This window comes from Nonomuraea jiangxiensis, from assembly GCF_900099965.1.
Lineage (GTDB): Bacteria > Actinomycetota > Actinomycetes > Streptosporangiales > Streptosporangiaceae > Nonomuraea > Nonomuraea jiangxiensis.
On sequence record NZ_FNDJ01000012.1, the window covers coordinates 93,284 to 117,692 of the forward strand.

General features: G+C 70.5%; 24 protein-coding genes. 11 read left to right on the plus strand and 13 right to left on the minus strand.

The window, feature by feature from the left end; translation table 11 throughout:
• Positions 1-165 precede the first annotated feature (165 nt).
• Both BLS95_RS25855 and BLS95_RS25860 read left to right on the plus strand, forming a co-directional pair.
• Entirely contained in the window at positions 166-729 is a 564-nt protein-coding gene (locus BLS95_RS25855; protein ID WP_090936303.1) for a hypothetical protein, read from the plus strand.
• Positions 726-1,223 carry a hypothetical protein gene (locus BLS95_RS25860; RefSeq protein WP_143043867.1) on the plus strand — a complete coding sequence of 166 codons (498 nt, stop codon included), beginning with the start codon at positions 726-728 and terminating at the stop codon, positions 1,221-1,223. Before BLS95_RS25855 ends, BLS95_RS25860 begins: the two co-directional genes overlap by 4 nt.
• Before the next feature lie 72 nt (positions 1,224-1,295).
• On the opposite strand, the gene BLS95_RS25865 is transcribed toward BLS95_RS25860, so the two are convergent.
• The 6 genes from BLS95_RS25865 to BLS95_RS25890 all read right to left on the minus strand — a co-directional run bounded on the left by BLS95_RS25865 (position 1,296) and on the right by BLS95_RS25890 (position 7,841).
• On the minus strand, positions 1,296-3,245 hold the full coding sequence (locus tag BLS95_RS25865; protein ID WP_090936309.1) for an ABC transporter ATP-binding protein: 1,950 nt from the start codon (positions 3,243-3,245) through the stop codon (positions 1,296-1,298).
• Complete coding sequence (locus tag BLS95_RS25870; RefSeq protein ID WP_176993396.1) at positions 3,242-4,978, minus strand: ABC transporter ATP-binding protein; 1,737 nt, start codon at positions 4,976-4,978, stop codon at positions 3,242-3,244. The genes BLS95_RS25865 and BLS95_RS25870 overlap by 4 nt, the downstream gene beginning before the upstream one ends.
• Positions 4,978-5,601, minus strand: a complete 624-nt coding sequence (locus tag BLS95_RS25875; protein WP_090936312.1) for a TetR/AcrR family transcriptional regulator — start codon at positions 5,599-5,601, stop codon at positions 4,978-4,980. Before BLS95_RS25875 ends, BLS95_RS25870 begins: the two co-directional genes overlap by 1 nt.
• Positions 5,602-5,723: 122 nt before the next feature.
• Positions 5,724-6,371: an ArsR/SmtB family transcription factor gene (locus BLS95_RS25880; protein ID WP_090936315.1), complete on the minus strand. Its 648-nt coding sequence runs from the start codon at positions 6,369-6,371 to the stop codon at positions 5,724-5,726.
• On the minus strand, positions 6,371-6,862 hold the full coding sequence (locus BLS95_RS25885; protein WP_090936319.1) for a cupin domain-containing protein: 492 nt from the start codon (positions 6,860-6,862) through the stop codon (positions 6,371-6,373). Before BLS95_RS25885 ends, BLS95_RS25880 begins: the two co-directional genes overlap by 1 nt.
• 76 nt (positions 6,863-6,938) lie before the next feature.
• Positions 6,939-7,841, minus strand: a complete 903-nt coding sequence (locus BLS95_RS25890; RefSeq protein WP_090936322.1) for a LysR family transcriptional regulator — start codon at positions 7,839-7,841, stop codon at positions 6,939-6,941.
• A gap of 99 nt (positions 7,842-7,940) precedes the next feature.
• On the opposite strand from BLS95_RS25890, the gene BLS95_RS25895 reads away from it, so the two are divergent.
• The 3 genes from BLS95_RS25895 (at position 7,941) to BLS95_RS25905 (ending at position 10,082) form a co-directional block, all read left to right on the plus strand.
• Entirely contained in the window at positions 7,941-8,678 is a 738-nt protein-coding gene (locus tag BLS95_RS25895; RefSeq protein ID WP_090936324.1) for an arginase family protein, read from the plus strand.
• Positions 8,679-8,777: 99 nt separating this feature from the next.
• A complete protein-coding gene (locus tag BLS95_RS25900) occupies positions 8,778-9,305 on the plus strand; it encodes a DinB family protein (protein ID WP_090936327.1) in 528 nt (175 codons plus the stop codon).
• Between the two features lie 129 nt (positions 9,306-9,434).
• Positions 9,435-10,082 carry a peptidase inhibitor family I36 protein gene (locus BLS95_RS25905; RefSeq protein WP_143043868.1) on the plus strand — a complete coding sequence of 216 codons (648 nt, stop codon included), beginning with the start codon at positions 9,435-9,437 and terminating at the stop codon, positions 10,080-10,082.
• Between the two features lie 421 nt (positions 10,083-10,503).
• On the opposite strand, the gene BLS95_RS25910 is transcribed toward BLS95_RS25905, so the two are convergent.
• The 3 genes from BLS95_RS25910 to BLS95_RS25920 all read right to left on the minus strand — a co-directional run bounded on the left by BLS95_RS25910 (position 10,504) and on the right by BLS95_RS25920 (position 14,244).
• Positions 10,504-11,712 (minus strand): acyl-CoA dehydrogenase family protein, encoded by a 1,209-nt coding sequence (locus tag BLS95_RS25910; RefSeq protein ID WP_090936337.1) that lies wholly within the window; start codon positions 11,710-11,712, stop codon positions 10,504-10,506.
• Positions 11,713-11,793: 81 nt separating this feature from the next.
• Positions 11,794-12,738: a glucosyl-3-phosphoglycerate synthase gene (locus tag BLS95_RS25915; RefSeq protein WP_090936339.1), complete on the minus strand. Its 945-nt coding sequence runs from the start codon at positions 12,736-12,738 to the stop codon at positions 11,794-11,796.
• 33 nt (positions 12,739-12,771) lie between these two features.
• Positions 12,772-14,244, minus strand: coding sequence for a helix-turn-helix domain-containing protein (locus BLS95_RS25920; protein ID WP_425434748.1), 1,473 nt, complete (start codon positions 14,242-14,244; stop codon positions 12,772-12,774).
• Between the two features lie 269 nt (positions 14,245-14,513).
• Between BLS95_RS25920 and aceA the strand changes: the two genes are divergently transcribed.
• Positions 14,514-15,800 (plus strand): isocitrate lyase, encoded by a 1,287-nt coding sequence (gene aceA, locus BLS95_RS25925; protein ID WP_090936342.1) that lies wholly within the window; start codon positions 14,514-14,516, stop codon positions 15,798-15,800.
• A 154-nt stretch (positions 15,801-15,954) separates the two neighbouring features.
• Here aceA and BLS95_RS25930 read toward each other — a convergent pair whose 3' ends face one another.
• From BLS95_RS25930 to BLS95_RS25940, 3 genes are all read right to left on the minus strand, one after another.
• A complete protein-coding gene (locus BLS95_RS25930; protein WP_176993386.1) occupies positions 15,955-17,658 on the minus strand; it encodes a serine/threonine-protein kinase in 1,704 nt (567 codons plus the stop codon).
• 230 nt (positions 17,659-17,888) lie between these two features.
• Complete coding sequence (locus BLS95_RS25935) at positions 17,889-18,725, minus strand: siderophore-interacting protein (protein WP_090936347.1); 837 nt, start codon at positions 18,723-18,725, stop codon at positions 17,889-17,891.
• 97 nt (positions 18,726-18,822) lie between these two features.
• On the minus strand, positions 18,823-19,731 hold the full coding sequence (locus tag BLS95_RS25940) for an alpha/beta hydrolase (RefSeq protein WP_245765278.1): 909 nt from the start codon (positions 19,729-19,731) through the stop codon (positions 18,823-18,825).
• A 517-nt stretch (positions 19,732-20,248) separates the two neighbouring features.
• Between BLS95_RS25940 and BLS95_RS25945 the strand changes: the two genes are divergently transcribed.
• Genes BLS95_RS25945 through BLS95_RS25955 form a run of 3 tightly spaced genes read left to right on the plus strand, consistent with a single transcriptional unit; the run spans position 20,249 to position 22,453 of the window.
• Positions 20,249-20,908: an ABC transporter permease gene (locus BLS95_RS25945; protein ID WP_245765279.1), complete on the plus strand. Its 660-nt coding sequence runs from the start codon at positions 20,249-20,251 to the stop codon at positions 20,906-20,908.
• Positions 20,901-21,689 (plus strand): ABC transporter permease, encoded by a 789-nt coding sequence (locus tag BLS95_RS25950; RefSeq protein WP_090936356.1) that lies wholly within the window; start codon positions 20,901-20,903, stop codon positions 21,687-21,689. The genes BLS95_RS25945 and BLS95_RS25950 overlap by 8 nt, the downstream gene beginning before the upstream one ends.
• Before the next feature lie 2 nt (positions 21,690-21,691).
• Positions 21,692-22,453: an ABC transporter ATP-binding protein gene (locus BLS95_RS25955; RefSeq protein WP_090936359.1), complete on the plus strand. Its 762-nt coding sequence runs from the start codon at positions 21,692-21,694 to the stop codon at positions 22,451-22,453.
• Between the two features lie 12 nt (positions 22,454-22,465).
• Here the strand turns inward: BLS95_RS25955 and BLS95_RS25960 are convergent, their stop codons facing one another.
• Positions 22,466-22,939, minus strand: coding sequence for a hypothetical protein (locus BLS95_RS25960; protein WP_090936361.1), 474 nt, complete (start codon positions 22,937-22,939; stop codon positions 22,466-22,468).
• 128 nt (positions 22,940-23,067) lie between these two features.
• On the opposite strand from BLS95_RS25960, the gene BLS95_RS25965 reads away from it, so the two are divergent.
• The gene (locus BLS95_RS25965; protein ID WP_090936364.1) at positions 23,068-23,604 is read left to right on the plus strand and encodes an MFS transporter; all 537 of its coding nucleotides are present in this window, start codon (positions 23,068-23,070) and stop codon (positions 23,602-23,604) included.
• A 45-nt stretch (positions 23,605-23,649) separates the two neighbouring features.
• Positions 23,650-24,378, plus strand: coding sequence for a YcnI family copper-binding membrane protein (locus BLS95_RS25970; RefSeq protein WP_090936367.1), 729 nt, complete (start codon positions 23,650-23,652; stop codon positions 24,376-24,378).
• Positions 24,379-24,409: the final 31 nt, after the last annotated feature.

A 24,409-nucleotide genomic window follows, 5' to 3' on the forward strand; every position in this document is an offset into this window, starting at 1 on the left:
TGACCGTCCCGGCCGCCCCCGCCGGCGCCGTCCCGACCGGCGCGCGGCTCGTACCGGCGGCCTCATGAGCACGGCCGCAGCGACCCCACCCCCGCGCCGGGCGATCGCCGCCGGCCGCACGTCCATCCCTTCCACCGGAGCGAGTACTCGACGTCAGGAGCTCACATGCCCCCTCAAAACGCCGGATTTCTGACGCGGCTCAACGAGCAGCACCACAAGACCGCCCTCGGGCTCTTCCTGGTGATCGTCGTGGCCCACTGGGCCGAGCACATCGCGCAGGCCATCCAGATCTACGCCCTCGGCTGGCCGCTCAAGGAGGCGCGCGGGGTGCTCGGTGTGCCGTTCCCGTGGCTCGTCACCTCCGAGTGGATGCACTACGGCTACGCCCTGATCATGCTCGCCGGCCTGCTCCTGCTCCGGCGGGGCTTCACCGGCCGCTCCCGGACCTGGTGGACCATCGCGCTCGGCATCCAGTTCTGGCACCACATCGAGCACTTCCTGCTGCTGGTCCAGTCCATGAGCGGCACGTATCTCGCCGGTCGGCCCGTCCCGACCAGCATCATCCAGCTCCTGGTCCCCCGCGTCGAGCTGCACCTGTTCTACAACGCCGTGGTGTTCGCGCCGATGGTGGTCGCGATGCTGCTGCACCGCAGGCCGACGCCGACCGAGCGCGCCGACATGCGCTGTGGTTGCGCGCTCGCGCCCGCGCCCGCACCCGCGCCGGCATGAGGCGACGGCCCCTGCCCCTGCCGCTGGCCGCCGTCCTGCTGCTCGTCGCCGGGCTCCTGGTGTCCTGTACGGCACCGGCGCTCGGCCCGGCGCTGCGGCTGGCCGGCGGCGACGGCCGGCCCGGAACCTTCACCGCCCGGCACCTGGAGTGCGTCCAGCACCCCGGCCACGAGACCTGCACCTGGATCGGCGACTTCCGGTCTGAGGACGGCGCCGTCCGGCGCGCGGGGGTCGCCCTCGCCGGCAGCGACCGGGGCACCCACCAGGCGGGCCTGCCGACCGAGGCGATCGACGTCGGGCTGGCCGGCCGGGTCTACGGGCCGGCCGGGTCAAGCGAATGGATCTTCACCGCGATCCTGTTCCTGGCCGCGCCGGCGCTGGCGGCCTTCGTGCTCGCGCCGGTCGCCGGGGCGCTTCGCCGCAGGCGGGCACTCGCCCGGGAAGGACACGAGCGTGATCGTCGCCTCCCCGTGGCGCGAGGGGCTGACGGCTGACGGGCCGTGCCGTACGTCACGCCGAACGCGCCGGGCCCGCGGGCCCGGCGCGCCGGTGGATCCGGGCGGCCGCTAGTCCACCTCGACGACCGCCTGGGCGAACTGGGCCGAGTACAGCCGGGCGTAGGCGCCGTCCGCGGCCAGCAGCGACTCGTGCGTGCCCTGCTCGACGATCCGCCCGTTCTCCATGACCAGGATGAGGCTGGCGTCGCGGATCGTGGAGAGCCGGTGGGCGATCACGAAGCTCGTACGGCCCGCGCGCAGCGAGCTCATCGCCCGCTGGATGAGCACCTCGGTCCGGGTGTCGACCGAGCTGGTCGCCTCGTCCAGGATGAGGATCGCCGGCTCGGAGAGGAACGCGCGGGCGATCGTGATCAGCTGCTTCTCGCCCGCGCTGACCGTCCCGCCCTCGTCGTCGATCACCGTGTCGTAGCCGTCGGGCAGCGTGTGCGCGATGCGGTCCACGTGGGCGGCCCGCGCGGCGGCCTCGATCCGTTCGCGGGTGGCGCCCTCCGCGCCGTAGCCGATGTTCTCCGCGATCGTGCCGCCGAACAGCCAGGTGTCCTGCAGCACCATGCCGATGTTGGCCCGCAGCTCCTCCCTGGACATCTCGGCGATGTCGACGCCGTCGAGCGTGATGCGGCCGCCGGTCACCTCGTAGAAGCGCATGATGAGGTTGACCAGCGTCGTCTTGCCGGCGCCCGTGGGGCCGACGATGGCCACGGTCTGGCCCGGCTCCACGTTCAGCGAGAGGTCCTCGATCAGCGGCCGGTCCTCGGCGTAGCGGAAGGACACGTTCTCGAACGTCACCCTGCCCCTGACCTGGTCGGGCCGCGCCGGCTTGGCGGGCTCGGGAGACTGCTCCGCGGCGTCCAGCAGCTCGAAGACCCGCTCGGCCGAGGCGATGCCCGACTGCACCAGGTTCGCCATGCCGGCCACCTGGGTCAGCGGCTGGCTGAACTGCCGCGAGTACTGGATGAAGGCCTGGACGTCGCCCAGCGAGATCGAGCCCGAGGCCACCTTGAGCCCGCCCACCACAGCGACCAGCACGTAGTTGAGGTTGCCGATGAACATCATCGCCGGCTGGATCAGCCCGGAGATGAACTGGGCGCGGAAGCTGGCGGCGAACAGGGCCTCGTTGTGCTCGGAGAAGGTCTCGGCCGCCTCCTTCTGCCCGCCGAACACCTTGACCAGCGTGTGCCCGCTGTACATCTCCTCGATGTGGCCGTTGAGCTTGCCGGTCGAGGACCACTGCTTGATGAACTGCGGTTGCGACCGCTTGCCGACGACCGCGGTGACGTAGATCGACACCGGCACCGTGACCAGCGCGATCAGCGCCAGGACCGGCGAGATCACGAACATCATCGCCAGCACCGCCACGACCGTCAGCACCGACGTGATGAGCTGGCTCATCGTCTGCTGCAACGTCTGGGCGATGTTGTCGGTGTCGTTGGTGGCCCGGCTGAGGATCTCGCCGCGCGGCTGGTCGTCGAAGTAGCTCAGCGGCAACCGCGCCAGCTTGGCCTCGATCTGGTCGCGCAGCCGGGACGCCGCCCGCTGCACGACGGTCGTGGTCAGCCGGAACTGCGCGATCCCGAGCACCGACGCCACCAGGTAGATCACCAGCACCCAGCCCAGCACCTGGGCCAGCGCGGTGAAGTCGATGCCTTGCCCGGGCACCACGCTCATCGACGACACCATGTCGGCGAACGTGTTCTGGCCCTGGGCGCGCAGCCCCGCCACGGCCTGCTCCTTGGTGACCCCGGCGGGCAGCTGGGCCCCGATGATGCCGGAGAAGATCACGTCCGTGGCGTGGCCGAGGATCTTGGGGCCCGTCACGGTCAGCGCGACGCTGACCGCCCCGAGGGCCAGGATGACGGTCAGCAGCGTGCGCTCGGGGCGCAGCAACCGCAGCAGGCGGCGGAACGAACCGCCGAAGTCGAGCGCCTTCTCCGCGGGCCCGGACATCATCCGGCCGGGTCCGAAGGCGGGAGGACGGCGCGCGGGGGTCTGCGTCGTCATGCCGCGGCCTCCTGTTCGGTGAGCTGGGAGAGCACGATCTCCCGGTAGGTCGGGCAGGTGGTCATGAGTTCGGCGTGGTCTCCGCTGCCGACCACGCGGCCCTCGTCGAGCACGAGGATGCGGTCGGCGTGGCGGATCGTGTTCACCCGCTGGGCCACGATGATCATCGTGGCGTCCGCGATCTCCTCGGCCAGCGCGGCCCGCAGCCGGGCGTCGGTGGCGTAGTCGAGGGCGGAGAAGGAGTCGTCGAACAGGTAGATCTCCGGCCGGTGCACCAGGGCCCTGGCGATGGCCAGGCGCTGGCGCTGGCCGCCGGAGACGTTGGTGCCGCCCTGGGAGATCGGCTCGTCCAGGCCGCCGGGCATCTCCTCGACGAAGTCTCGGGCCTGAGCCACCTCCAGTGCCCGCCACAGCTCCTCGTCCGTGGCGTCCTGCCGGCCGTACCTGAGGTTGGAGGCGACGGTGCCGGAGAAGAGGTAGGGCGACTGCGGGACCAGTCCGACCGCGCGGGAGAGCGCGGCCGGGTCGAGGTCGCGCACGTTGACGCCGTCGACCAGCACGTCTCCGGCGGTCGCGTCGAACAGGCGGGGGATGAGGTTGAGCAGCGTGGTCTTCCCGCTGCCGGTGCTGCCGATGATGGCGGTGGTCCGGCCCGGCCGCACCGTGAAGCTCACGCCGGACAGCACCGGCTCCTCCGCGCCGGGATAACGGAAGTCCACGGACCGCAACTCCAGCTCGCCGATCTGCCTTTCCGGGACGACGGGCTCCGCCGGCGGATGGACGGTCGGCTCGGTGTCGAGCACCTCCTGGATGCGCTCGGCGCAGACCTCGGCCCGCGGGATCATCATGAACATGAACATCGCCATCATGACCGACATGAGGATCTGCATCAGGTAGGAGATGACCGCGGTCAGCGCGCCCACCTCCATGGAACCGTCGGCGATGCGGTATCCGCCGAACCACACCACGGCCACGCTGGACACGTTCACCACCAGCATGACCGAGGGGAACATCAGCGCCATCAGCCGGCCGACCCGCAGCGACACGTCGGTCAGGTCGGCGTTGGCCACGCCGAAGCGCTCGCGCTCGTGCCGGTCGCGGACGAAGGCCCTGATGACCCGGATGCCGGTGATCTGCTCGCGCAGCACCTGGTTGATCCGGTCGATGCGCTCCTGCATCGTGCGGAAGAGCGGGCGCATCCGCATCACGATCAGGCCCACGATGACGATCATCAGGGGCAGCACGACGACCAGCAGCGACGACAGCGCCGTGTCCTGACGCAGCGCCAGCACGATGCCGCCGACGCACATGATCGGCGCGGCCACCATCATCGTGAACGTCATCAGCACGAGCACCGTGACCTGCTGCACGTCGTTGGTGGTCCGGGTGATCAGCGACGGCGGGCCGAACGCGTTGACCTCCTGGACGGAGAAGTCCTGCACCCGGTGGAAGATCGCGGCCCGCAGATCCCTGCCGAGCGCCATCGAGGTCCGGGCACCGTAGTAGACGGCCACGGCCGAGCAGATGATCTGTACTAACGTCACCCCGAGCATCACCAGCCCGATGCGCATGATGTAACCGGTGTCGCCCTTGACGACACCGTCGTCGATGATGTCGGCGTTGAGGGTGGGCAGATAGAGCGTGGCCAGTGTCTGCACGAACTGGAAGAGGACGACGAGCGTGATCTCTTTCCGGTACGGCCTGAGCTGGCCCCTTAGCAGGCGGAACAGCATCAAGAGGGGCTTTCTGTCGAAGGAGTGGAGAGGGGCCGGACCAGCAGTCCGTCGAGCAGGACGGAGACGATCTCCTCGTCGTCCATGTCGCCGAACTCGCCGCCCTGGCCGAAGCCTCGGTGCACGCTCACCGCGACCAGCATGAGCAGCAGTTGGGCGGTGGCCTGGGGGGAGCGGCGCAGCCGGGCACGGTCGGGTTCGACCAGGGCGGCGAGCCCGTCCATGATCCGCCGCCGGTCGTTCATCAGCCGCTCGCGGAACTCGGTGTCGTCGGCCAGCAGCTCCTTGGGCGCGGCGACGAGGTTGGCGTTGGCGTTCATCCCGAATCGCAACATGGTGACCGCCTTGCGCAGCCGTACGCGCAGGTCCAGCCGCGGGTCGATGGCCGCCAGCGCGTCCACCGCGGGCTGCGGGTCGAAGGCGGCCATCAGCGCCGCCCGCAGCAGCGAGGCCTTGTCGGGGAAGACGCCGAAGATCGTGCCCTCGGCCACGCCCGCGGCCTCGGCGATCTGGCGGGTGCTCACCGCGGTGCCGTGCTCGCGGAGCAGCGGGATCGTGGCGGTGATGAGCGCGGCCCGACGGTCCTCCGGCGCCATCGCCGGCACCCTTCGCCTTCTGGTCATGCCGGGGAGTCTAATGAGCGAGTACTCACTCGTTCAAATCAATTAACGGTGATATGCCCCACTGAGGGCAGACCCCTCGCCGGGGACCGTGCTTTCATCCGCGGTGACGCGCGACCGCCGCGTCACCCTCCCGCCGGCTGGTCGGCGCGCCGCCAGCCGAGATATCCCCCGTCGAGGGTGCGGGCGGTGTAGCCGTGCTCGCCGAGGACGCGGACTGCCTCCGCGGACACCGCGCAGTACGGCCCGCCGCAGTACGCGATGATCTCCGCCTCCTTCGGCAGCTCGTCCAGCCGGTCGCGCAGCTCGGCCAGCGGCAGCGAGATCGCCCCCGGCACGTGGCCGGCCGCGTAGTCGGCGGGCGAGCGCACGTCCACGACCAGCGTGCCGGCGTGGGACAGGCGGGCGGCCAGCTCGTGCGCGGTCACGCCCTCCGGGGAGGCCAGCCGCTCCCGTACGGCGTCGCGCAGGTCGGCGAGCCGGTCGTGCGCGAAGCCGTGCAGCTCCCCGAGGAAGCGCGACACCCGGTCGTCCGCCACCCGGTAGTAGACCCGGGAGCCCTCCTTCCTGCTGGTCACCAGGTGCGCGGCACGCAACTGCTGGAGCTGGGCCGAGGTGTTCTTGAGCGCCACCCCCGCCGCCTGGGCCAGCTCCTCGACCGTGCGCTCGCGCTGGTCGAGCACGTCCAGCAGGCGCAGCCGCACCGGGCTGGCCAGGGCCTTGCCGATGCGGGCCAGCTGCTGGTAGATCGGCTCCTCCGGGAAGTCGGACATCAGACCATGTACTGGTCGTGGCGCAGGTACAGCTCCGTCCACTCCTCGGGAGTGAGCTGGCGGCCGGTGTGGGAGATGTCGGCCAGCTCCTCGAAATACGCCTCGCGGGGCGCACCCGGGGTGAACAGGATCAGCATCGAGGCGGGCTCCCCGGACTGGTTGCGGAAGGCGTGCACGCCGCCCTCGGGCACGAACAGGAAGTCGCCGGGCCGCCCTTCAGCCCACTTCTCGCCGTTGTAGAGCTGGATCGCGCCGGACAGCACGTAGAACGACTCGGTGATCGTGCGGTGGAAGTGCGCGCCGGGGCCGGACGGGCCGGGACCCATCTCCCATCGGTACAGGCCGAACGCGCCGTTCGTCGAGCCGCCGGTGCCGAGGTAGTGCACCTGCGTCCCGCTGGCCATGGACAGGTCGGCCGGCAGATCGGCCGCACGCACGACGCCACTGTGCTCGCCGGTCTCTCCCAGGTAGCGGGGCTCGGGATAGGACATTCCAACTCCTCCTCAGATTCTAAGGATCGTTAGAATAGCATCGCGCGCGCCGGCCTCCCCTCGGCGGTGGGCCCGCTCACCGGGCCGTCTCGCGCGGTCCTCCCGTTTGCAGCAGTTCCAGGAGGGCGCCGGCCGCCGGGGTGAGGCTGCGGACCAGGGCGTGGGTGGTCCGGGTGATCTCGATGGCGGAGATCGGCCGGAGCACGACGCCGTCGGGGACGCCGACCACCGTGGCGACGAGCTCGGGCACCAGGCCCGCGCCCAGGCCCTCGCGGACCATGCGCATGACGAGCGCGTAGTCGTCGGCGGTGTGGACGACGTTGGGGTGGAAGCCGGCCAGGGCGCAGGCGCGGTCGAGCATCTCGTGGTCGGTGGTGTCTCGGGAGCCCGCCACCCAGGGGTCCCGGCGCAGGAGGCGCAGGTCCACCGCGTCCGCCACGGCCGGGTGGCCTTCCGGGAGGGCGATCATGATGGGCTCGGCGCCCAGGACGCGGCCGGTGGCGCCGGGTGGCGGCTCCTCGGGGATGAGGTTGTAGGTGAAGGTGATCGCGAGGTCGCAGCCGCCGGCGCGGAGCGTGTCGAGCGCCTCGCGGGGTTCGAGCTCGTACAGGATCACGTGCAGGTCAGGGTGGCGGGTCCTGGCCACGGCGATGGCGGGGAGCAGCCGGTGGACCGCGGCCGTGGCGAAGCAGGCCACCCGGAGCGGTCCGCGTGGGGTCGCGGCGGAGCGGAGGTCCTCCTCCGCGGCGTCCAGGGCGTTCAGGACGATGTGCGCGTGCCCCAGGAGGCGCTCGCCTTCGGCGGTGAGGCGGACGCGGCGGCCGGCCCGCTCGAACAGCCGGACGCCGGCCTCGCGCTCGAGCGTGGCCAGTTGCTGGGAGACGGCGGAGGAGGTCATCCCGCAGGACTCGCCCGCGGCGGTCATCGTGCCGTGATCGGCGAACTCGCGCAGCAGGCGGAGCCGGGCCGGATCCAACATCAAGCAATCCTTACAGATCAGCGCAGAAACACTAAGTGGACATTGCCAATTGCAGCACGCGACACTGGCAGCCGCCTACTACGAGAAACGGAGCACGGCATGGTCACCGTCGTTGAGGTTCCCCAGTGGCAGGGGTCGTTGTCGCCCACCGCCCCCAGGCTCGTCGAAGGCGCCGCCCGGCTGGCGGCGATGGTGCCGGGGGCGCGGCACGTCCGGGTGGAGACCGGCGCCACCCTCCGCGAGACCGCCGACCGGGTCCGGCGGTCGCTCCCGGACGACGACGACTTCGTGGTCACCGTCGGCGGCGACTGCGGCGTGGAGCTGGAACCGATCGCCTCCGCGCTGCGCAGGCACGGCGACCGGCTGGCCCTGGTGTGGTTCGACGCGCACGGAGACCTGAACAGCCCGGCCACCTCCGCGTCGGGCGCCTTCCACGGCATGATCCTGCGCACCCTCCTGGGCGAGGGCCCGCCCGAGCTGGTGCCCGCGCCCGCGCTGCGCCCCGGTCAGGTGTCCATGGTGGGAACCCGGTGCCTGGATCCCGCGGAGGAGGACTACATCCGCGACAACGGCATCGGCGGCCCGGACACGATCGACGCGGACGCGGTCGTGTACGTGCACGTCGACCTCGACGTCCTGGACGGCTTCGCCTCGGTCGGCTACCCCGAACCGGACGGCCTGTCCGCCGAGGCGCTGACCGCGGCGGTCGCCCGCCTGACCGCCCGGCACGAGATCGCCGGCCTGGGGATCACCGAGTACGCTCCCGCCGACCCGAAGGACGAGGAACTGCTCAGGCGGCTGGTGCCCGACCTGGTACGCCTGTGCACTTCCCGCTGAATCCTCCGGGCGTCCCGTACGTTCAGGACAGAAGCTGACCGCTATTGACGGCAGCCTGGTACTCGACGGCAGAACGAAAAGAACGGAAGGCCGAGAGCCATGACTGTCAACGAGCTGACCACCCGCGAGCGCGCCGACCTGCTGGCGGCGCTGGCCCAGCACCGGCACTTCCTGCGGTTCACCACCAGGGACCTCACCGACGAGCAGGCCCGGCTGCGGACCACCGCCAGCGAGCTGTGCCTGGGCGGCCTGATCAAGCATGTCGCCGCGGTGGAACGGGCGTGGATGGAGTTCATCCTGACCGGTCCGTCGGCGATGGGTGACGCCGCCACCATGACCGAGGCCGACTGGGCCGAGCATGCCGACCAGTTCCGGATGCTGCCCGGCGAAACCCTGGCCGGGCTGCTGGACGAATACGCGGAGGTGGCCCGCCGGACCGACGAGCTGGTGACCAACCTGCCCGACCTGGACGCCGCCCAGCCACTGCCGGAGGCCCCGTGGTTCGAGGCCGGCGCCCAGTGGTCGGCCCGCCGGGTGCTGATGAACGTCATCGCCGAGACCGCCCAGCACGCCGGCCACGCCGACATCATCCGCGAGTCCCTGGACGGCGCCAAGAGCATGGGCTGACGCGCTTCACCGTTCACGTCAGGGCGTCGGCGGCGAATCGGGGGCGCTGTTTTCCGATAAAAATGCAGGACTTTCGGCCGTACTCGAAAGACGTCGACGTCCCCGGCAGCCGGATCACACACTTCACCTATGACGCCGAACGAGAAACGGCGCACAGAGAAGGGGATTGTCACAGTGATCCGACGGGGACGCATCATCGCCGCGCTGGGGGCGGCGGGCGCACTGGTCACAACCCTGCTCATCGGGGGAATCAGCGGCGCCTCCGCGGAAACGCGGAACACCACCACCACGCAGGCCAGAATCGCCGATGTGCCGGAAATCAAGCTCACCGACCCGGAGAAGCAGGCGCTGCAGGCCGAAGTGGACAAGCACCTGAAGGACTATGGCGGCGGCAAGCAGATCGGCATCAATGAGATCGCCTACGAAGACAACCGGCTCATTCTCACGTTACCGCTGCCGGGTGAGAAGAAGGCCCGCGCGGCCAACGAGCCCATCACCCCGTTGGGGGTCGCCAACTGCGCGTATGAGTACGCCTGCCTGTGGTCGGACACCAACTTCAACGGCACGCGAATCGCCAGGTACGCCTGCGGGACCATCGCGCTGGGAGCGCCCTTCAACTCCAGCGTGGGATCCATCCACAACAACCAGACGACCGGGACGCAAACGCTGCTCCTTAACGGGTCGCGTCAGATTCTGAACGGAAGCCTGGCGCCGAGCAGGGTCAACGACACGGGGGTCGGAAGCCGCGCGAATGCCCGCAACTGGACGGTCTGCTGATATCCAGCACCTTTCCAGGTTGGACCAGTAAAGGGATCTGGCCGAATGTGGCGCCACCTGCCCGAGCCGGGCAGCGGCCCCCTCGGCCAGATCCCTTCACCATGTGAAGACGATTTCACCCGACAACCGTCTGGCCTCTGCTTTACCGCACCTCTACGATCATCTCCATGATGGGACGAAATGTGTGCTTAACCGTTGGTGCGGTGACCCTTTCTCTCGCCGCGTACGGCGTTTTGGTAGTCGACACGCCAGTGGACATCGGCAGGGTTTCCGCTCTCGCCATCGTGGGCGTGGGCTTCATGATCGGTGCTGTAGCCCTGGCCATGGGAGTGGACCATCGACACCGTAGACGTCCTCAGCCACCGAAGGACAGGCCGACGCACCCCAGCCAGGGGGTAAGGCTCTGAGCCGTCATCGCTAGTCAGCGCACCGGCAGGCCGGTGACGGCGCGGCCGATGATCAACCGTTGGATCTCCGAGGTGCCTTCGAAGATCGTGTAGATCTTGGCGTCTCGGTGGAAGCGCTCCACCGGGTGCTCGCGCGTGTACCCCGCGCCGCCCAGGACCTGGATCGCCTGCTCCGTCACCCACACCGCCGTCTCCCCCGCCACCAGCTTCGACATCGATCCCTCCGCCTGCTCGAACGGCCGGCCGTTGCGGGCCATCCAGGCGGCGCGCCAGGTCAGCAGGCGGGCCATGTCCACGCGGGTGGCCATCTCGGCCAGCAGGAAGGCCACCGCCTGGTTCTCGCCGATCTTGCGGCCGAACTGCTCGCGTTCGCGGGCGTAGTCCCTGGCGTACTCGAAGGCCGCCCTGGCGATGCCGACGGCCATCGCGGCGACGGACGGGCGGGTGGTCTCGAACGTCCGCATCGCCGCCTGCTCCCCGGCCCGCTCCCCACCGCGTACGCGGGCCAGCCGGGCATCCAGCTTCTCCTTGCCGCCGAGCAGGCACGAGCCAGGGACGCGGACGTTGTCCAGGATCACCTCGGCCGTGTGGGAGGCCCGGATGCCGTGCTTGCGGAACTTCTGCCCCATGGACAGGCCGGGGGTGCCGGGCGGGATGACGAAGGTGGCCTGCCCCCTGGTGCCGAGGGACGGCTCGACGGAGGCCACGACCACGTGGACGTCCGCGATGCCGCCGTTCGTGGCCCAGGTCTTGACGCCGTTCAGCACCCAGTCGCCCCGGTCGTGGACCGCACGGGTGCGGATGGCGCCGATGTCGGACCCGGCGTCCGGCTCGGAGGCGCAGAAGGCGCCGAGCTTGACCTCGGTCGCCGACCCGAACATCTGCGGCAGCCACTCCCCCACCTGCTCCGGCGTGCCGTTGCCGGACAGGGCGGCGGCGGCCAGGCCGGTGCCGACGATGGACAGGCCGATGCCCGCATCGCCCCAGAAGATCTCCTCGAACGCCACCGGCACCCCCAGCCCGCTCTCCTCGAACCACTGCGTGGCGAAGAAGTCGAGCGAGTACAGGCCGATCTTGGCGGCCTCCTGAAGGACGGGCCAGGGGGTCTCCTCGCGTTCGTCCCATTCGGCGCCGGCCGGGCGGATCACGTCGCGGGCGAAGGCGTGCACCCAGTCGCGTACCTCGACGACCTCGTCACTGAGCTCCGGGCAGAACCCGCTCATGCGTCCCTCCAAGGGTTACCAGTGGTAACACCTTACCGGTCGGTAGCCCGCACCGGGAAGCAGTCGGCGCGGCGGGCGGGATCACCACGCCGGAGCAACCCGGGTGGTCATGGTGATCATCGGCGGGCGTTCCGCGATGCCGATGTCGCGGACAAGGACGTGGTGCCCGTCCCAGCTCTTCCTGAACTGCGCCAGCCGGGCCGAGGGCGCGTGCCGGGACTCGATCTTGCCCTGGCGTTCCAGCCGTGACCAGGCGGCCAGCATGATCTGCGACGCCATCCCGCCGAGCGCCTCCGTCGACTGCGGCGCGTGCTCGCGTGTGCCCAGATCCACCTGCGCGAACGCGTCCAGCCCCGCGAGGTCGAGCAGATCGATCAGCAGGCCGAGCTCCACGCCGTAACCGGTCAGGAACGGCACCCGCTCCAGCGCCGACCGGCGACCGGCGTACTCGCCGGCCAGGGGCTGCACGAAGCCGGCCAGCAGCGGCCAGTGCAAATTGATCAGCGGGCGGGCCACCAGCTCGGTCACCCGGCCGCCGCCGGTCGGGGAGCCGTGCAGCGGACGGTCGTAGCATCCCTTGGCGTAGACCACGGAAGGATCCGCGAGAAGCGGCCCGAGCAACCCGAATATCAACGAAGCACGAAATTTCCGGATATCGGCGTCGGCGAACACCAGCACGTCACCCGACGTGACGGCCAGCGACTTCCACAGTGCCTCCCCCTTGCCGTCGAGCGGCCTGAGGTGCGGCAGGATCGAGTCCTGGGCGTGCACCGCGGCCCCCGCCCGCGCCGCCACCAGCGCCGTGTCGTCGGTGGAGCGTGAGTCGATGACCACGATCTCGTCGATGAGCCCGCCCAGCTCCCGCCGGATGACCCCGACGATCTCCCCCACGGTGTCGCGTTCGTCGCGGGCGGGGAGCACGACGCTCACCGTGGTCCGCCCCTTGGCGTCCACCAAGTCGCGGATCGGCCAGTCCGCGGCGGACGACGTGCGGTGCCGCAACCATCCACGCACTTCAGGCAGCATGGCGACCCCTCCCCCGAATCCCCGCTTTTCAGGTCAGGCAGTGGTGGCGTGTCGCTCCAGGAACGTGTAGACGTCCGCCTCGTCCACCCCGGGGAACGACCCCGGCGGCAGCGCGGCCAGGACGTGGGAGTTGGCCCGGGCGGACGGCCAGGCGTATCCCTCCCAGCGTTCGGCCAGCTCGGCGGGCGGGCGGCGGCAGCAGTCGCCGCTCGGGCAGTTGGACTTGGTGCGGTTGGTGGTCTCGCGCCCGCGGAACCATCTCGATTCCTTGTAAGGTACCCCGAGGGTGATCGCGAAATCCCTCTCCCGCGACGGATCCACGTGAGCCACGCAGAAATAGGTGCCCGTCGGCGAATCCGAATACTGGTAATAGACGGAGAACCGGTCCGGCGAGGCGAACACCTGCCTCCCCGACCACTGCAGGCACATCCGTTGCCCCTCGATGGCGCCCTGCTCGTCGGCCGGGAAGACGATGCCGTCGTTCTCGTACGCCTTGTAGATGGTGCCGCCGGCGTCGTTGCGCACGAAGTGGCAGACGAGGCCGAGGTGGTGGGTGGCCAGGTTGGTGAAGCGGTGCGCGGCCATTTCGTACGACACGGCGAACACGTCCCGCAGGTCCTCCACCGACAGCGCCCGGTCGGACTTGGCCTCCTGGAGATAGAGCGTGGCGGCCTTCTCGGGGACGAGCACGGCGGCGGCGAAGTAGTTCGCCTCGGTGCGCTGGCGCAGGAAGTCGGCGAAGTCGCGGGGCTTGTCGTGGCCGAGCGCGAGGTGCCCGAGGGTCTGCAGCAGGATCGTGCGCGGGGTGTGCATGCCGAGCTGCTCGTGCTTGACGTAGATGCGGCGGTTGCGCAGGTCGGTGATGGAACGTACGGAGCGGGGCAGGTCCTGAGCGGTGTGGACGGTGTAGCCGAAATGCGTGACCAGGCTCTGGATCATGCTCTGCGACAGGGCGCCCGTACGGTATCCGACCGCCTCCAGGGCCTCGGCGGCGGCCTTCTCGATGTCGGGGAAATAGTTGCCCTGCTCGCGCTGCCGCCGGCGGAGCTCGGCGTTGGCGACCCTGGCCTCCTCCGGCGTGGCGGTGCCCCTGGCCTGCCTGGCGCGCAGCTCGCCGTACAGGCCGAGCAGGTGTTCGAGCACGTCGTTGGGCACCCGGGCGGAGACCTTGAGCCGGGGCAGGCCCAGACCGGCGTAGATGGGGTCGCGTTGCGCCTCCTCCAGCGCGATCTCCAGCTGGGCGCGGCGGTTGGGCGGCTGGCGGCGCAGCAGCTCTTCGACGGGCACGCCCAGGGCGGTCGCCAGTGCCTTGAGCAGTGAGAGCTTGGGCTCACGCTTGCCGTTCTCCAGCAGTGACAGCTGGCTGGGCGCCCTGCTGACGCGGGATCCCAGGTCGGAGAGGGTGAGGCCGCGCTGTTTGCGCAGGTGGCGGAGGCGCTGGCCAAACGCGATCAGATCCAGCTCTTGCGTCAAAGACAGCGGTTCTTCGCCCAGCAACGACGCCATGACCGAATCATAGACAGAAAATCCGCCCATTTTCTAGCCTCCTCACCCTCTCCTCCGGCACCTGTGCGCGGACCGGCCCGGCCCGCTTTCGCTCCACGCGATTGGTCTAGTCCAACGGGAAAATTCGCGAATTGTTCACCGCTGAATCCCTACCTCAAATGACCCATATGGAAACTATCGCGATTCTTCTCCTTCGCTCGATCTATGGACGGGGTCCTCCCGGGCACAGACTCTGCGTGAGCCCCAGGGGACGACCCAAGGAGTGAACGATGAACGATCGCCTCAAGGGAGCTGCTGAGCAGCTGCGCGAAGAGTGGGAGAACGACCCTCGCTGGGAGGGTGTCGAGCGCACGTATGACGCGGAAGACGTGATCAGACTGCGTGGCAGCGTCCAGGAGGAGCACACGCTGGCCCGGCTCGGCGCCGAGCGGCTGTGGGACCTGCTGCACACCGAGGACTACGTCGCCGCCCTCGGCGCGCTGACCGGCAACCAGGCGGTGCAGCAGGTGCGGGCCGGGCTGAAGGCGATCTACCTGTCCGGCTGGCAGGTGGCCGCCGACGCCAACCTGAGCGGGCAGACGTACCCGGACCAGAGCCTGTACCCGGCCGACTCCGTGCCCGCCGTCGTGCGCCGGATCAACAACGCGCTGCTGCGCGCCGACCAGATCACCTGGTCGGAGGGGGCCGCCGGCGCCCCGTACTGGCTGGCGCCCATCGTGGCCGACGCCGAGGCCGGTTTCGGTGGCGTACTGAACGCGTTCGAGCTGATGAAGGGCATGATCGCGGCGGGCGCCGCGGGCGTGCACTGGGAGGACCAGCTCGCCTCCGAGAAGAAGTGCGGCCACCTGGGCGGCAAGGTGCTGATCCCCACCGGCCAGCACATCAAGACCCTGAACGCCGCCCGCCTCGCCGCGGACGTCGCCGGAGTCCCCACCCTGGTCATCGCGCGGACCGACGCCCAGGCCGCGACGCTGCTGACCAGTGACGTGGACCCGCGCGACCAGGAGTTCACCACCGGCGAGCGCACCGCGGAGGGCTTCTACCGGGTCAGGAACGGCCTGGCGGCCTGCGTGGCCCGCGGGCTGGCGTACGCGCCGTACGCCGACCTGCTCTGGATGGAGACGAGCACGCCCGACCTCGACGTGGCGCGCGAGTTCGCCGAGGCGATCAAGGCCGAGTTCCCGGAGCAGATGCTGGCCTACAACTGCTCGCCGTCGTTCAACTGGAAGCAGCACCTGGACGACTCCACGATCGCCAAGTTCCAGCGGGAACTGGGGCACATGGGGTACAAGTTCCAGTTCATCACCCTGGCCGGGTTCCACTCGCTGAACCACTCGATGTTCGACCTGGCCAGCGGGTACGCCACCGACGGCATGGCGGCGTACGTCGGGCTGCAGGAGGCCGAGTTCGCCGCGGAGGCACGCGGCTACACCGCCACCCGGCACCAGCGCGAGGTCGGCACCGGCTACTTCGACCTGGTCAGCACGGCCGTGGCGCCGGACTCCTCGACCACCGCCTACAAGGGCTCGACCGAGGAGGAGCAGTTCACCCGCTGACCGCCTGAACTCGCCGGTACCTCCAGGGCATGGGACGGTTCCCCGGCGATCGGCCGCGCCGACCTCCCCCCAGCGCCGGCGCGGCCCCCTTCGCAGCGCCGCGCCGGTTCGCCACCGGCGCGGCGCTGCCCTTCGAAGGAGCCTGGACCCGTGGTCACGGAGACTGCGTGACGGTGGGGGTCAGGGTGGGTGAGGCCGACACGGTGGGATCCAGGGTCTCGCCGGGTCCCTCCTGCGGGATCGTGCTGATCGACTGCGACGGGGAAGGGCAGTTCGGGCGGGCCGCGTCGCCGCGCCTGTTCCGCGCCGGGTTCGCGCACTCTCCCGGATCGGCGTCCGGCCAGTCGCCCGGGGCGCCGGTGTTCGACGGCCGGAACGTGCGCTTGCGCTCGGGGGGCGAGGTGAGCAGGGCACGCGGCCCGCCGGTCCGGGTACGGGTCACGAAGACCGTCGGGGTGACGACCGGGGACGGGCTCGTGGTCGCGGTGGCCGGGGTGGGCAGGGCGCCGGTCGGCAGGGGCCCGGTCGGCGGAGCCGTGGTCGGCAGGGCCCAGGTGGGCGGGATGCCGCCGACGGGCGTGGCCGTGCGGCGAGCGGTGGCTCCGGCGTTCACCTCGGACTGCGTGATCGGCGGGTCGCCGGGGATGAGCGAGCCGCCGTCGGCGTTCGTCCGGTCGCCGCCGGACGCGGCGATCACCGTGACGGCCGCGATCGACACCGTGGCCAGCGCCGCGAACGTGGCATGCGACAGATGCGCCCCCGCCCTCCCCCTCCGCCGCCCCCCAGCCGCACCGCCACCCGCAGCCGCACCGGCACCCGCATCGAGTCCCCCGGTTTCCCACGGGCCGGAGCCTGCTCGCGCCCAGGGGGTCACGAGATCCCGGCCGTCGGGCGCGCCGGGCTCCCAGGACTCCCCCGGCCCCGAGTACCCGGCCTCCTCCGGCTCCGGGTCCCCCGGTGACATGGCGAGGCTGCCCCGGCCCGGCCGGGGCGGATGGGGGACGGCCGTCCAGATCGCGGTCATCACGCCCGCCACCTCCTGGCGCAGGTCCCACGGATCCCCCACCCCGCCCGCGGCCAGGAGCACCCGCAGCAGGTCGGCCGCCCTCGGGCGGTCGGCGGGAACCTTGGCCAGGGCCGCCTCGACGGCCGGCCGGAGCAGGGCGGGCACGCCCTCGACGCGCGGCGGCTCGAACACGATCCGCCGGGTCAGCACGTCCGGCTCCCCGGTCCCGAACGGGTGGTGCCCCGAGGCGGCGAACGCCACCAGGCACCCCCACGCGAACACGTCAGAAGTCGGCATCGCCGGCCCGCCCGTCAGCCGTTCCGGCGCCACCCAGCCCGGGCTTCCCATGACCTGCCCGGCCTGCGTGTGCGCGGCCGAGGTGTCCACGTCGCGGGCGATGCCGAAGTCGATGACCCGCGGTCCCCGCGGGGACAGCAGCACGTTGGCCGGCTTGAGGTCCCGGTGCACGAGTCCGGCCTCGTGCACGGCCACCAGCGCGGCGGCGACCCCGAGCGCGAGCCCGTAGGCGAGGTCGGGCGGGAGCGGCCCGCCGGCCGCGACGACCTGGGAGAGCGCCGGGCCCGGGATGTACTCGGTGACCAGGAAGGGGCGGTCCCCGTCGGTGCCGTCCTCCACGACCGCCGCCGTACAGAAGGGGACCAATCTTCGCGAGAAAGCGACTTCCTCAGCGAAACGCGCCCGTAGCGTGGCATCGTTGAGATGCACCGCATGCGGTGTCTTGAGGGCGACCAGGCCGCCCTGAGGGTGTTCGGCCAGGTACACCACTCCCATCCCGCCCGTGCCGAGGCGGCCGAGGAGCAGGTATCGGCCGATGATGACCGGATCGCCCACGGTCAGTGGTCGTACGCCAGCAGGCATGTCGCAAGCCCCACCACGCGCCATGCGGGTTCGCCTCTCCTGTCCAGGACACGGCAAGGCACACTGTGGCCCGTTCCGGGGCAGCTTTCCGCATGTCTGTCATAAGGGGTATTGCAGGTAAGACCTTCATGCCTCCGAGGTCAGTAAACAGACGGTCTGGAGTGACGTCGCGCGGCAGGCGTGCCGGATGGGAATGATCGCGGTCAGGAGGCCACGGCGGCCTGCTCCTCGGCCTCGACCCGGCGGTTCCAGTCGGGCTTCACCGCGCGCCACCCCTCGTCGTCCACCCCGGTCCGCCAGTATCCGGAGATGGACAGCCGATCCATCCCGATCCCCCGCTCCAGGCGCAGGTGCCGGCGGAGCTCCTTCACGAAACCGGCCTCCCCGTGCACGAACGCGTGCACGTCACCCTCCGGGAACTCCAGCTCCCGCACCGCCCGGACGAGCGCCTCGCCCACCGGGCGGTCGCGCCGGTGGATCCAGGTGATCCGGGCCTCGCAGGCCGTCCTGAGCTTCTGCTCGTCCTCGGGCCCGTCCACCTCCAGCAGGACGTGGGCCACCGCCCCGTCACCGAGCGCCTCCAGGGACGCCGCGATGGCGGGCAGCGCGCTCTCGTCACCCACCAGCAGGTGCCAGCCGGCCGCGGGGTCGGGTACGTAGTTGCCGCCGGGGCCCAGCATGACCACCTCGTCGCCGGGCTCCGCGCGGGCGGCCCACGGCCCGGCCAGGCCACTGTCGCCGTGGACCACGATGTCGAGGGTCAGCTCGCGGGCGTCGGGGTCCCACGCGCGTACGGTGTAGGTCCGCAGCCGCGGCCACAGCTCGCGGGGCATGGTCTCGCGGCAGGTCCGCACGTCGAACGGCTCGGGATAGTCGACCCCTTCGCGGGGGAAGACGAGCTTGACGTAATGGTCGCTCATCCCGCTCGTGGCGAAACCGGCCAGGCCGTCGCCTCCGATCACGAGGCGGACCATGTTCCGGGAGATCCACTCGGATCGCAGGACGACACCCCGGTGCTGGTTCGCGGGCTTCTCGGCCATCCAACCGCCCCCTGACGCCAAGTTAGGCATACCTAACCTTATACTTACCGATGTCGCCAGCGTACGTCCAACCGCTGAATTGCGGCTGTAGCGAAGGTCACGCCGCGGCCGAATCCCCCCTGGACGCGGGTCTGGCCGCCACCGCGCTGACGAACTGCTTCATGTGCCGGAACGCCAGCCGCGCCTCCGGCAGCACGTCCGCCAGGATCGGGAAGACGTGCGGCATCCGTGGCCATTCCTCGTAGCGGACCGGCACCCCGGCCTGGCGCGCCCGCTCGGCCACCCGCCTGGCCTCGTCCCGCAGGACCTCCGTGGAGCCGGTCACGATCATCAGCGGCGGCAGCCCGGTGAAGTCACCGAGCACCGGGGAGACGAGCGGGTCCCGCGGGTCCAGCCCTGAGGTCCACCGGCGCGCCAGCCAGCGCACCCGCCCGGCGGGGAGCATGGGGTCCTGCCACCGATTGGCCCGGCGCGGGAAGTCGGTCAGGTCGGCCCACGGCGACAGGCAGATGGCCGCCCCGGGCAGCGGCAGCCCGCCGTCGCGCAGCGCCAGCATGGTGACCAGGGTCAGGTGGCCGCCGGCGGAGTCCCCGGCGAGGATGACGTCCCCGGGCGCGTGCCCGCGCCCCAGCAGGCAGTCATAGGCATCCAGCGCGTCCGCGAGCGAGTCGGCCAGCTTGAACACGGGCCCCTGGCGGTAGTCGAGCGCCAGCACGGGCCGCCGGGTCGCCGCCGACAGCCGCCACGTGATGGACCGGTGCGTACGCGGCGAACACGAGAAATATCCCCCACCGTGGAAGTAGAGCACCACCTTCCCCTCGTCCAGCTTCGGACCGCCCCGGATCCACTCACCACCGCACGACGAGAACTCCTCCGGTGCGATCAGGACATGCGGGGGATGGGGCATCTGAACCAGGCGAGCGAGGTCGCCCAGCCGGTTGGCGCAGGCGAGCGCGACCGGATGACGCATCAGCAGGCTGGAGAACGGCTTCAGCGTGCCGTACATGACACCGGTGAGAGCCCGAGCCTGCCAGCTCAAAGGGTAGTCAGGCACAAGGTCCCGATCAATCCGCATAACGGCCCTCCAAGGCCATTGTTCCCGCGCGGACCCCGCCATACCAGCCAGTAAGCGTCTGATTCTTACAGGGATATTTCGCCAATGTTTCAAGCGAGCGACCTGGCGGGCCCGCGAGCCTGAGCCCACCCGGGCGCCATGCCCGGCCCCCGGCCGCCCGGCACCACCGAGACCCCGGAGCCGCCGGCTTTGCGCCGCATTTAAACGCGTTGCGGACGCTCGGCCAGGCGACGCATAATTCCATGCTTTCCCAACGGCAGACCCGTGCGCGGGCACGGACACGGCCTGTCACCGTGTCCTCACACCCTGGAGGTGCAAAACCATACCGCTCTATAGCCGGCTCGTCCGGTACGGCTTCCGCAAACACGCCACCTACGCCGGCGCCGCGCTCGCCGGCGCGTTCACCAACAGCGTCTTCGGCGTCCTGCGCGCCTACATCCTCATCGCGTTGTGGCAGGCCCGCCCCGGGCTTGCCGGATACGACGTGGCCGACGCCATCACCTTCTGCTTCATCACCCAGGCCTTCATCGGGCCGATGCAGCTGTTCGGCGGCGGGCTGTCCATCCCCGAGCGCATCCGCAGCGGCGACATCGCGCTCGATCTGGTCCGCCCGGCCTCGTTGCAGCTCTGGACGCTGGCCGAGGACCTGGGCAGGGGGGCCTACCTGTTCATCGTGCGGAGCATCCCGCCGATGCTGCTCGGCGCGGCCCTGTTCGGCATCGTCCTGCCCACCGATCCCGGCCGGTGGCTGGCCTTCCTGGCGGGCTTCGCGATCGCCCTGCTGGTCAGCTTCGGCTGGCGTTACCTGGTGGCGCTGTCGGTCTGCTGGCTCCTCGACGACCGCGGCGTGGCCGTGCTGTCGCTGGTCCTGACGACGTTCTTCAGCGGGATGATGCTGCCTTTGCGCATCTTCCCCGGCTGGCTCGGCGACCTGGCCGGGGCGCTGCCGTGGGCGGCCATGGTCCAGTTGCCCACCGACCTCTACCTCGGCAAGGCGCCGGTCCTGGACACGCTGGCCTTCCAGGCGTTCTGGGCCGTCGTGCTGCTCGGGCTCGGCATGCTCGGCACCCGGGCGATCCGCCACAAGGTGGTGATCCAGGGTGGTTAGGACGTACGTCCTGCTGCTGTGGACCTGGACCAGGGCCGCCGCCGCGTACCCGGCCTCGTTCACGCTGATGATCCTGCTCGGCTTCGTCACGGCCGGGCTCGACGTCGCGGTGATCCTGGTCGTCTTCGCCAACACCACCACCCTCGCCGGGTTCACCCGCGAGGAGGTGCTGTTCCTCTACGGCGCCGCGAGCCTGTCCTTCACCGTCTGCGACACGTTCGTCGGCAACATCGACCGGGTCAGCCAGCACATCAAGGCGGGCACCCTGGACACGTTCCTGATCAGGCCGGTCGGCGCGTGGATGCAGCTCACCGCCGACCGCTTCAACGCCAACCGGGCCGGGCGGATCGTCCAGGCGGCCCTCGTGCTCGGCTACGCCTGCGCCGCGCTCCACCTCGACTGGCGGCGGGCCTGGATGATCCCCGTCATGGTGATCACCGGGATGGTCATCTTCTCGGCGCTGTGGACGCTCGCGGGCGCGATGCAGTTCGTGCTGACCGACGCGCCCGAACTGGCCAACGCCTTCACCTACGGCACCCACCAGCTGAGCCAGTATCCACTCAGCATCTACGCCCGCGACCTGGTCAAGGGCGTGACGTACGTGCTCCCGCTGGCCTTCGTCAACTGGCAGCCCGGCCTGTACGTGCTGGGCCGGGACGACCCCTTCGGCACGCCGGAGTTCATGCGCTTCCTCGGACCGGCCGCCGCGCTGGTCCTCGCCCTGCTGGCCGCGCTGGCCTGGCGGCAGGGCCTCAGGCACTACCGATCCACGGGGAGTTGACGATGATCGAACTCGACCGGGTGGGACGTTCGTTCAAGGTGAAGCGGAGCGTCGTCCACGCCGTACAGGACCTGTCGTTCACGGTGTCGGCGGGGGAGTTCGTCGGTTACCTCGGGCCGAACGGGGCGGGCAAGTCCACCACGATCAAGATGCTGTGCGGCATCCTCACCCCCACCTCCGGCAAGGTGCGGGTGGCCGGGCTGGACCCCTCGCGCCGGCGCACGACGCTGGCGCGGCGCATCGGGGTGGTGTTCGGGCAGCGCACGACGCTGTGGTGGGACCTGCCGCTGGCCGACAGCTTCCAGCTGATCAGGCACCTCTACCGGGTCGACCGCGCGACCTTCAGGACCCGGCTCGACGAGCTGACCGAGACGCTCGACCTGGGCGGGTTCCTGCGCACGCCCGTGCGCCAGCTCAGCCTGGGCCAGCGCATGCGCGGCGACCTCGCGGCGGCGCTGCTGCACGCGCCCGAGGTGCTGGTGCTCGACGAGCCGACGATCGGGCTGGACGTGGTCAGCAAGGCCGGCATCCGGGCCTTCCTGCAGCGGGTGAACGCCGAGCAGGGCACGACCGTGCTGCTGACCACGCACGACCTCGGCGACATCGAACGCCTGTGCCGCCGCGTCATGGTGATCGACCATGGGCGGCTGGCGTTCGACGGGACGATCGACGACCTGATGGCCACGGCGCCGGGCCAGTCCAGCATCGAGGACGTGGTCACCCGCCTGTACACCGGGGAGGCGTCGTTGCCCGGGTCCCCGTAGCGGTCCCGCGGCTCAGTAGTAGCCGCCCTCCTGCTCGGTCTCGTAGTCCTCGTCCTCGTCGTCGTGCCGGCGTGCCCAGCGCGAGGGCATCAGGACGGGGATGAAGAGCGCCACGCCGAGCAGGGCGAACACCCCTGTGGTCAGCATCGTCCGGACGCCGAGTCCGGCGTCCCGGATGATCTGGTCGACCGAGGGCTCGGACGGGATGAGGGACAGAGCCCTGTTGACGTCGAGCGCGTACACGACCGTCCAGGCCAGCAGCACCATGGACGGGATGAACGTCGCCACCGGGGAGATCCGGCCCGCCGTCACGAGCCCGACCACCAGTCCGACGGCCGCCATCGCGCCCAGCGCGATCCACAGTTTCTGGTCCTCCGGTGGCGCCGCCGCCGCACCGCCGAAAGTCTGCTGAACAGCCCATCCCCCGCCGCCCAGGACGGCCGCCGTCACGACAAGTCCGACGAGCAAACCCGCTAAGTGCCGCAACGCTCTCACCTCTATGTCAACGTGCTCGGCACGACCTTAGCGACAAAAGCCATTTCGGCCCAGGCATTGCCTCAGCTTCGATGGGGAGGTCTCAAAACGCGCCGCCCCATGAGAGCATGAGCACACTTATGCGTGCGCGACTCCCCCTCAGGCTCGCGCGGACGGCCGCCTTCACCGCTGTCTGCGTGACCCTGGCCGCACTCGCCCACGTGCTGGGCGGTGGCTCGGCGCCCGAGCCGTGGGTGGCCGGGCTGGGCCTCGTGGCCGTCTTCGGGCTGGGGCTGGCGCTGTGCGGCCGGGAGCGCTCGACGGCGGCGATCAACGTGCTGCTGGTCATCGCGCAGTTGGGGCTGCACGAGCTGTTCGCGGGCGAGGAGACGGCCTACGTCTCGGTGCACGAGCACGGGCAGGGCGGCCTGGCCATCAACCTCGGCATGCTGCTCACCCACCTGACGGCCAGCGTGATCACGGGGCTGTGGGTGGCGCGCGGGGAGGCCGCGCTGTGGGCGCTGCTGCGCCGCCTCGGCCGCCGTCTCGTGCTGCTGGCGCCGGTCGTCGTGCCCGCCGTGCGGCCCGCCGTACCGGTCGTTCTCACCAGGGTGGTCCCGCTGCCGCCGGTCCTGCGGCACAGCGTGGCCAGGCGTGGTCCTCCACTTCCCGCCTGACACCTGACACCCCTTTTCTGACATTCACCCAAGTGGAGATTTCGCATGTCCTTCATTCGCCGTGCCGCGACCGTGCTCGCCGCCGCCACCGCCATCACCGCCGGCCTCGCGCTGCCCGCGCTGGCCCACGTCACCATCCAGCCGGGGAGCGCCGAGCAGGGCGGGTTCACCAAGGTCGCGTTCCGGGTGCCCAACGAGCGCGACGACGCCTCCACCGTCAAGCTGGAAGTGTCCTTCCCCACCGATCACCCGCTGGCCTTCGTCTCCGTCAAGCCCGTGTCCGGATGGGACGTCAAGGTCACCGAGGGCAAGCTGCCCACGCCGGTCAAGACCGAGGACGGCGAGCTGACGGAGGCCGTGACCAAGATCGTGTGGTCCGGCGGCAAGATCGCGCCCGGGGAGTTCCAGGAGTTCGAGGTGTCCATGGGGAAGCTTCCCACGGACACTGACACGCTGGTGTTCCCCACCAAGCAGGAATACTCCGGCGGCGAGGTCGTCGACTGGGCCGACGCCCCGAAGACGGACGGCACGGAGGCCGAGCACCCCGCCCCGACCCTCAAGCTCGTCCCGCCGGCCGCGGCGAGCTCCACCTCCTACGCCACCCCCACGGCCGCCGCGGCCCAGGCCGCGCCGTCGGTGACCCCGGTGGCGGCCTCCGCGTCGTCCTCCTCCTCTGACGGCACGGCCCGGCTGCTGGGCGGCGCGGGTCTGGCGGTGGGCGTCATCGGCGTCGTGACCGCCGCCGTCGCCCTCCGCCGCCGCCCGACGGCCTGATCCAGGCGCGGGGAGGGGCCCAAAAGTGGCC

Bases quoted from the DNA above. Each gene is read 5' to 3' on its own strand.
- BLS95_RS25855 (WP_090936303.1), top strand. From the start codon at position 166: ATGCCCCCTCAAAACGCCGGATTTCTGACGCGGCTCAACGAGCAGCAC.
- BLS95_RS25860 (WP_143043867.1), top strand. From the start codon at position 726: ATGAGGCGACGGCCCCTGCCCCTGCCGCTGGCCGCCGTCCTGCTGCTC.
- BLS95_RS25865 (WP_090936309.1), bottom strand. From the start codon at position 3,245: ATGACGACGCAGACCCCCGCGCGCCGTCCTCCCGCCTTCGGACCCGGC.
- BLS95_RS25870 (WP_176993396.1), bottom strand. From the start codon at position 4,978: ATGCTGTTCCGCCTGCTAAGGGGCCAGCTCAGGCCGTACCGGAAAGAG.
- BLS95_RS25875 (WP_090936312.1), bottom strand. From the start codon at position 5,601: ATGACCAGAAGGCGAAGGGTGCCGGCGATGGCGCCGGAGGACCGTCGG.
- BLS95_RS25880 (WP_090936315.1), bottom strand. From the start codon at position 6,371: ATGTCCGACTTCCCGGAGGAGCCGATCTACCAGCAGCTGGCCCGCATC.
- BLS95_RS25885 (WP_090936319.1), bottom strand. From the start codon at position 6,862: ATGTCCTATCCCGAGCCCCGCTACCTGGGAGAGACCGGCGAGCACAGT.
- BLS95_RS25890 (WP_090936322.1), bottom strand. From the start codon at position 7,841: ATGTTGGATCCGGCCCGGCTCCGCCTGCTGCGCGAGTTCGCCGATCAC.
- BLS95_RS25895 (WP_090936324.1), top strand. From the start codon at position 7,941: ATGGTCACCGTCGTTGAGGTTCCCCAGTGGCAGGGGTCGTTGTCGCCC.
- BLS95_RS25900 (WP_090936327.1), top strand. From the start codon at position 8,778: ATGACTGTCAACGAGCTGACCACCCGCGAGCGCGCCGACCTGCTGGCG.
- BLS95_RS25905 (WP_143043868.1), top strand. From the start codon at position 9,435: ATGACGCCGAACGAGAAACGGCGCACAGAGAAGGGGATTGTCACAGTG.
- BLS95_RS25910 (WP_090936337.1), bottom strand. From the start codon at position 11,712: ATGAGCGGGTTCTGCCCGGAGCTCAGTGACGAGGTCGTCGAGGTACGC.
- BLS95_RS25915 (WP_090936339.1), bottom strand. From the start codon at position 12,738: ATGCTGCCTGAAGTGCGTGGATGGTTGCGGCACCGCACGTCGTCCGCC.
- BLS95_RS25920 (WP_425434748.1), bottom strand. From the start codon at position 14,244: ATGGCGTCGTTGCTGGGCGAAGAACCGCTGTCTTTGACGCAAGAGCTG.
- aceA (WP_090936342.1), top strand. From the start codon at position 14,514: ATGAACGATCGCCTCAAGGGAGCTGCTGAGCAGCTGCGCGAAGAGTGG.
- BLS95_RS25935 (WP_090936347.1), bottom strand. From the start codon at position 18,725: ATGGCCGAGAAGCCCGCGAACCAGCACCGGGGTGTCGTCCTGCGATCC.
- BLS95_RS25940 (WP_245765278.1), bottom strand. From the start codon at position 19,731: ATGTACGGCACGCTGAAGCCGTTCTCCAGCCTGCTGATGCGTCATCCG.
- BLS95_RS25955 (WP_090936359.1), top strand. From the start codon at position 21,692: ATGATCGAACTCGACCGGGTGGGACGTTCGTTCAAGGTGAAGCGGAGC.
- BLS95_RS25965 (WP_090936364.1), top strand. From the start codon at position 23,068: ATGCGTGCGCGACTCCCCCTCAGGCTCGCGCGGACGGCCGCCTTCACC.
- BLS95_RS25970 (WP_090936367.1), top strand. From the start codon at position 23,650: ATGTCCTTCATTCGCCGTGCCGCGACCGTGCTCGCCGCCGCCACCGCC.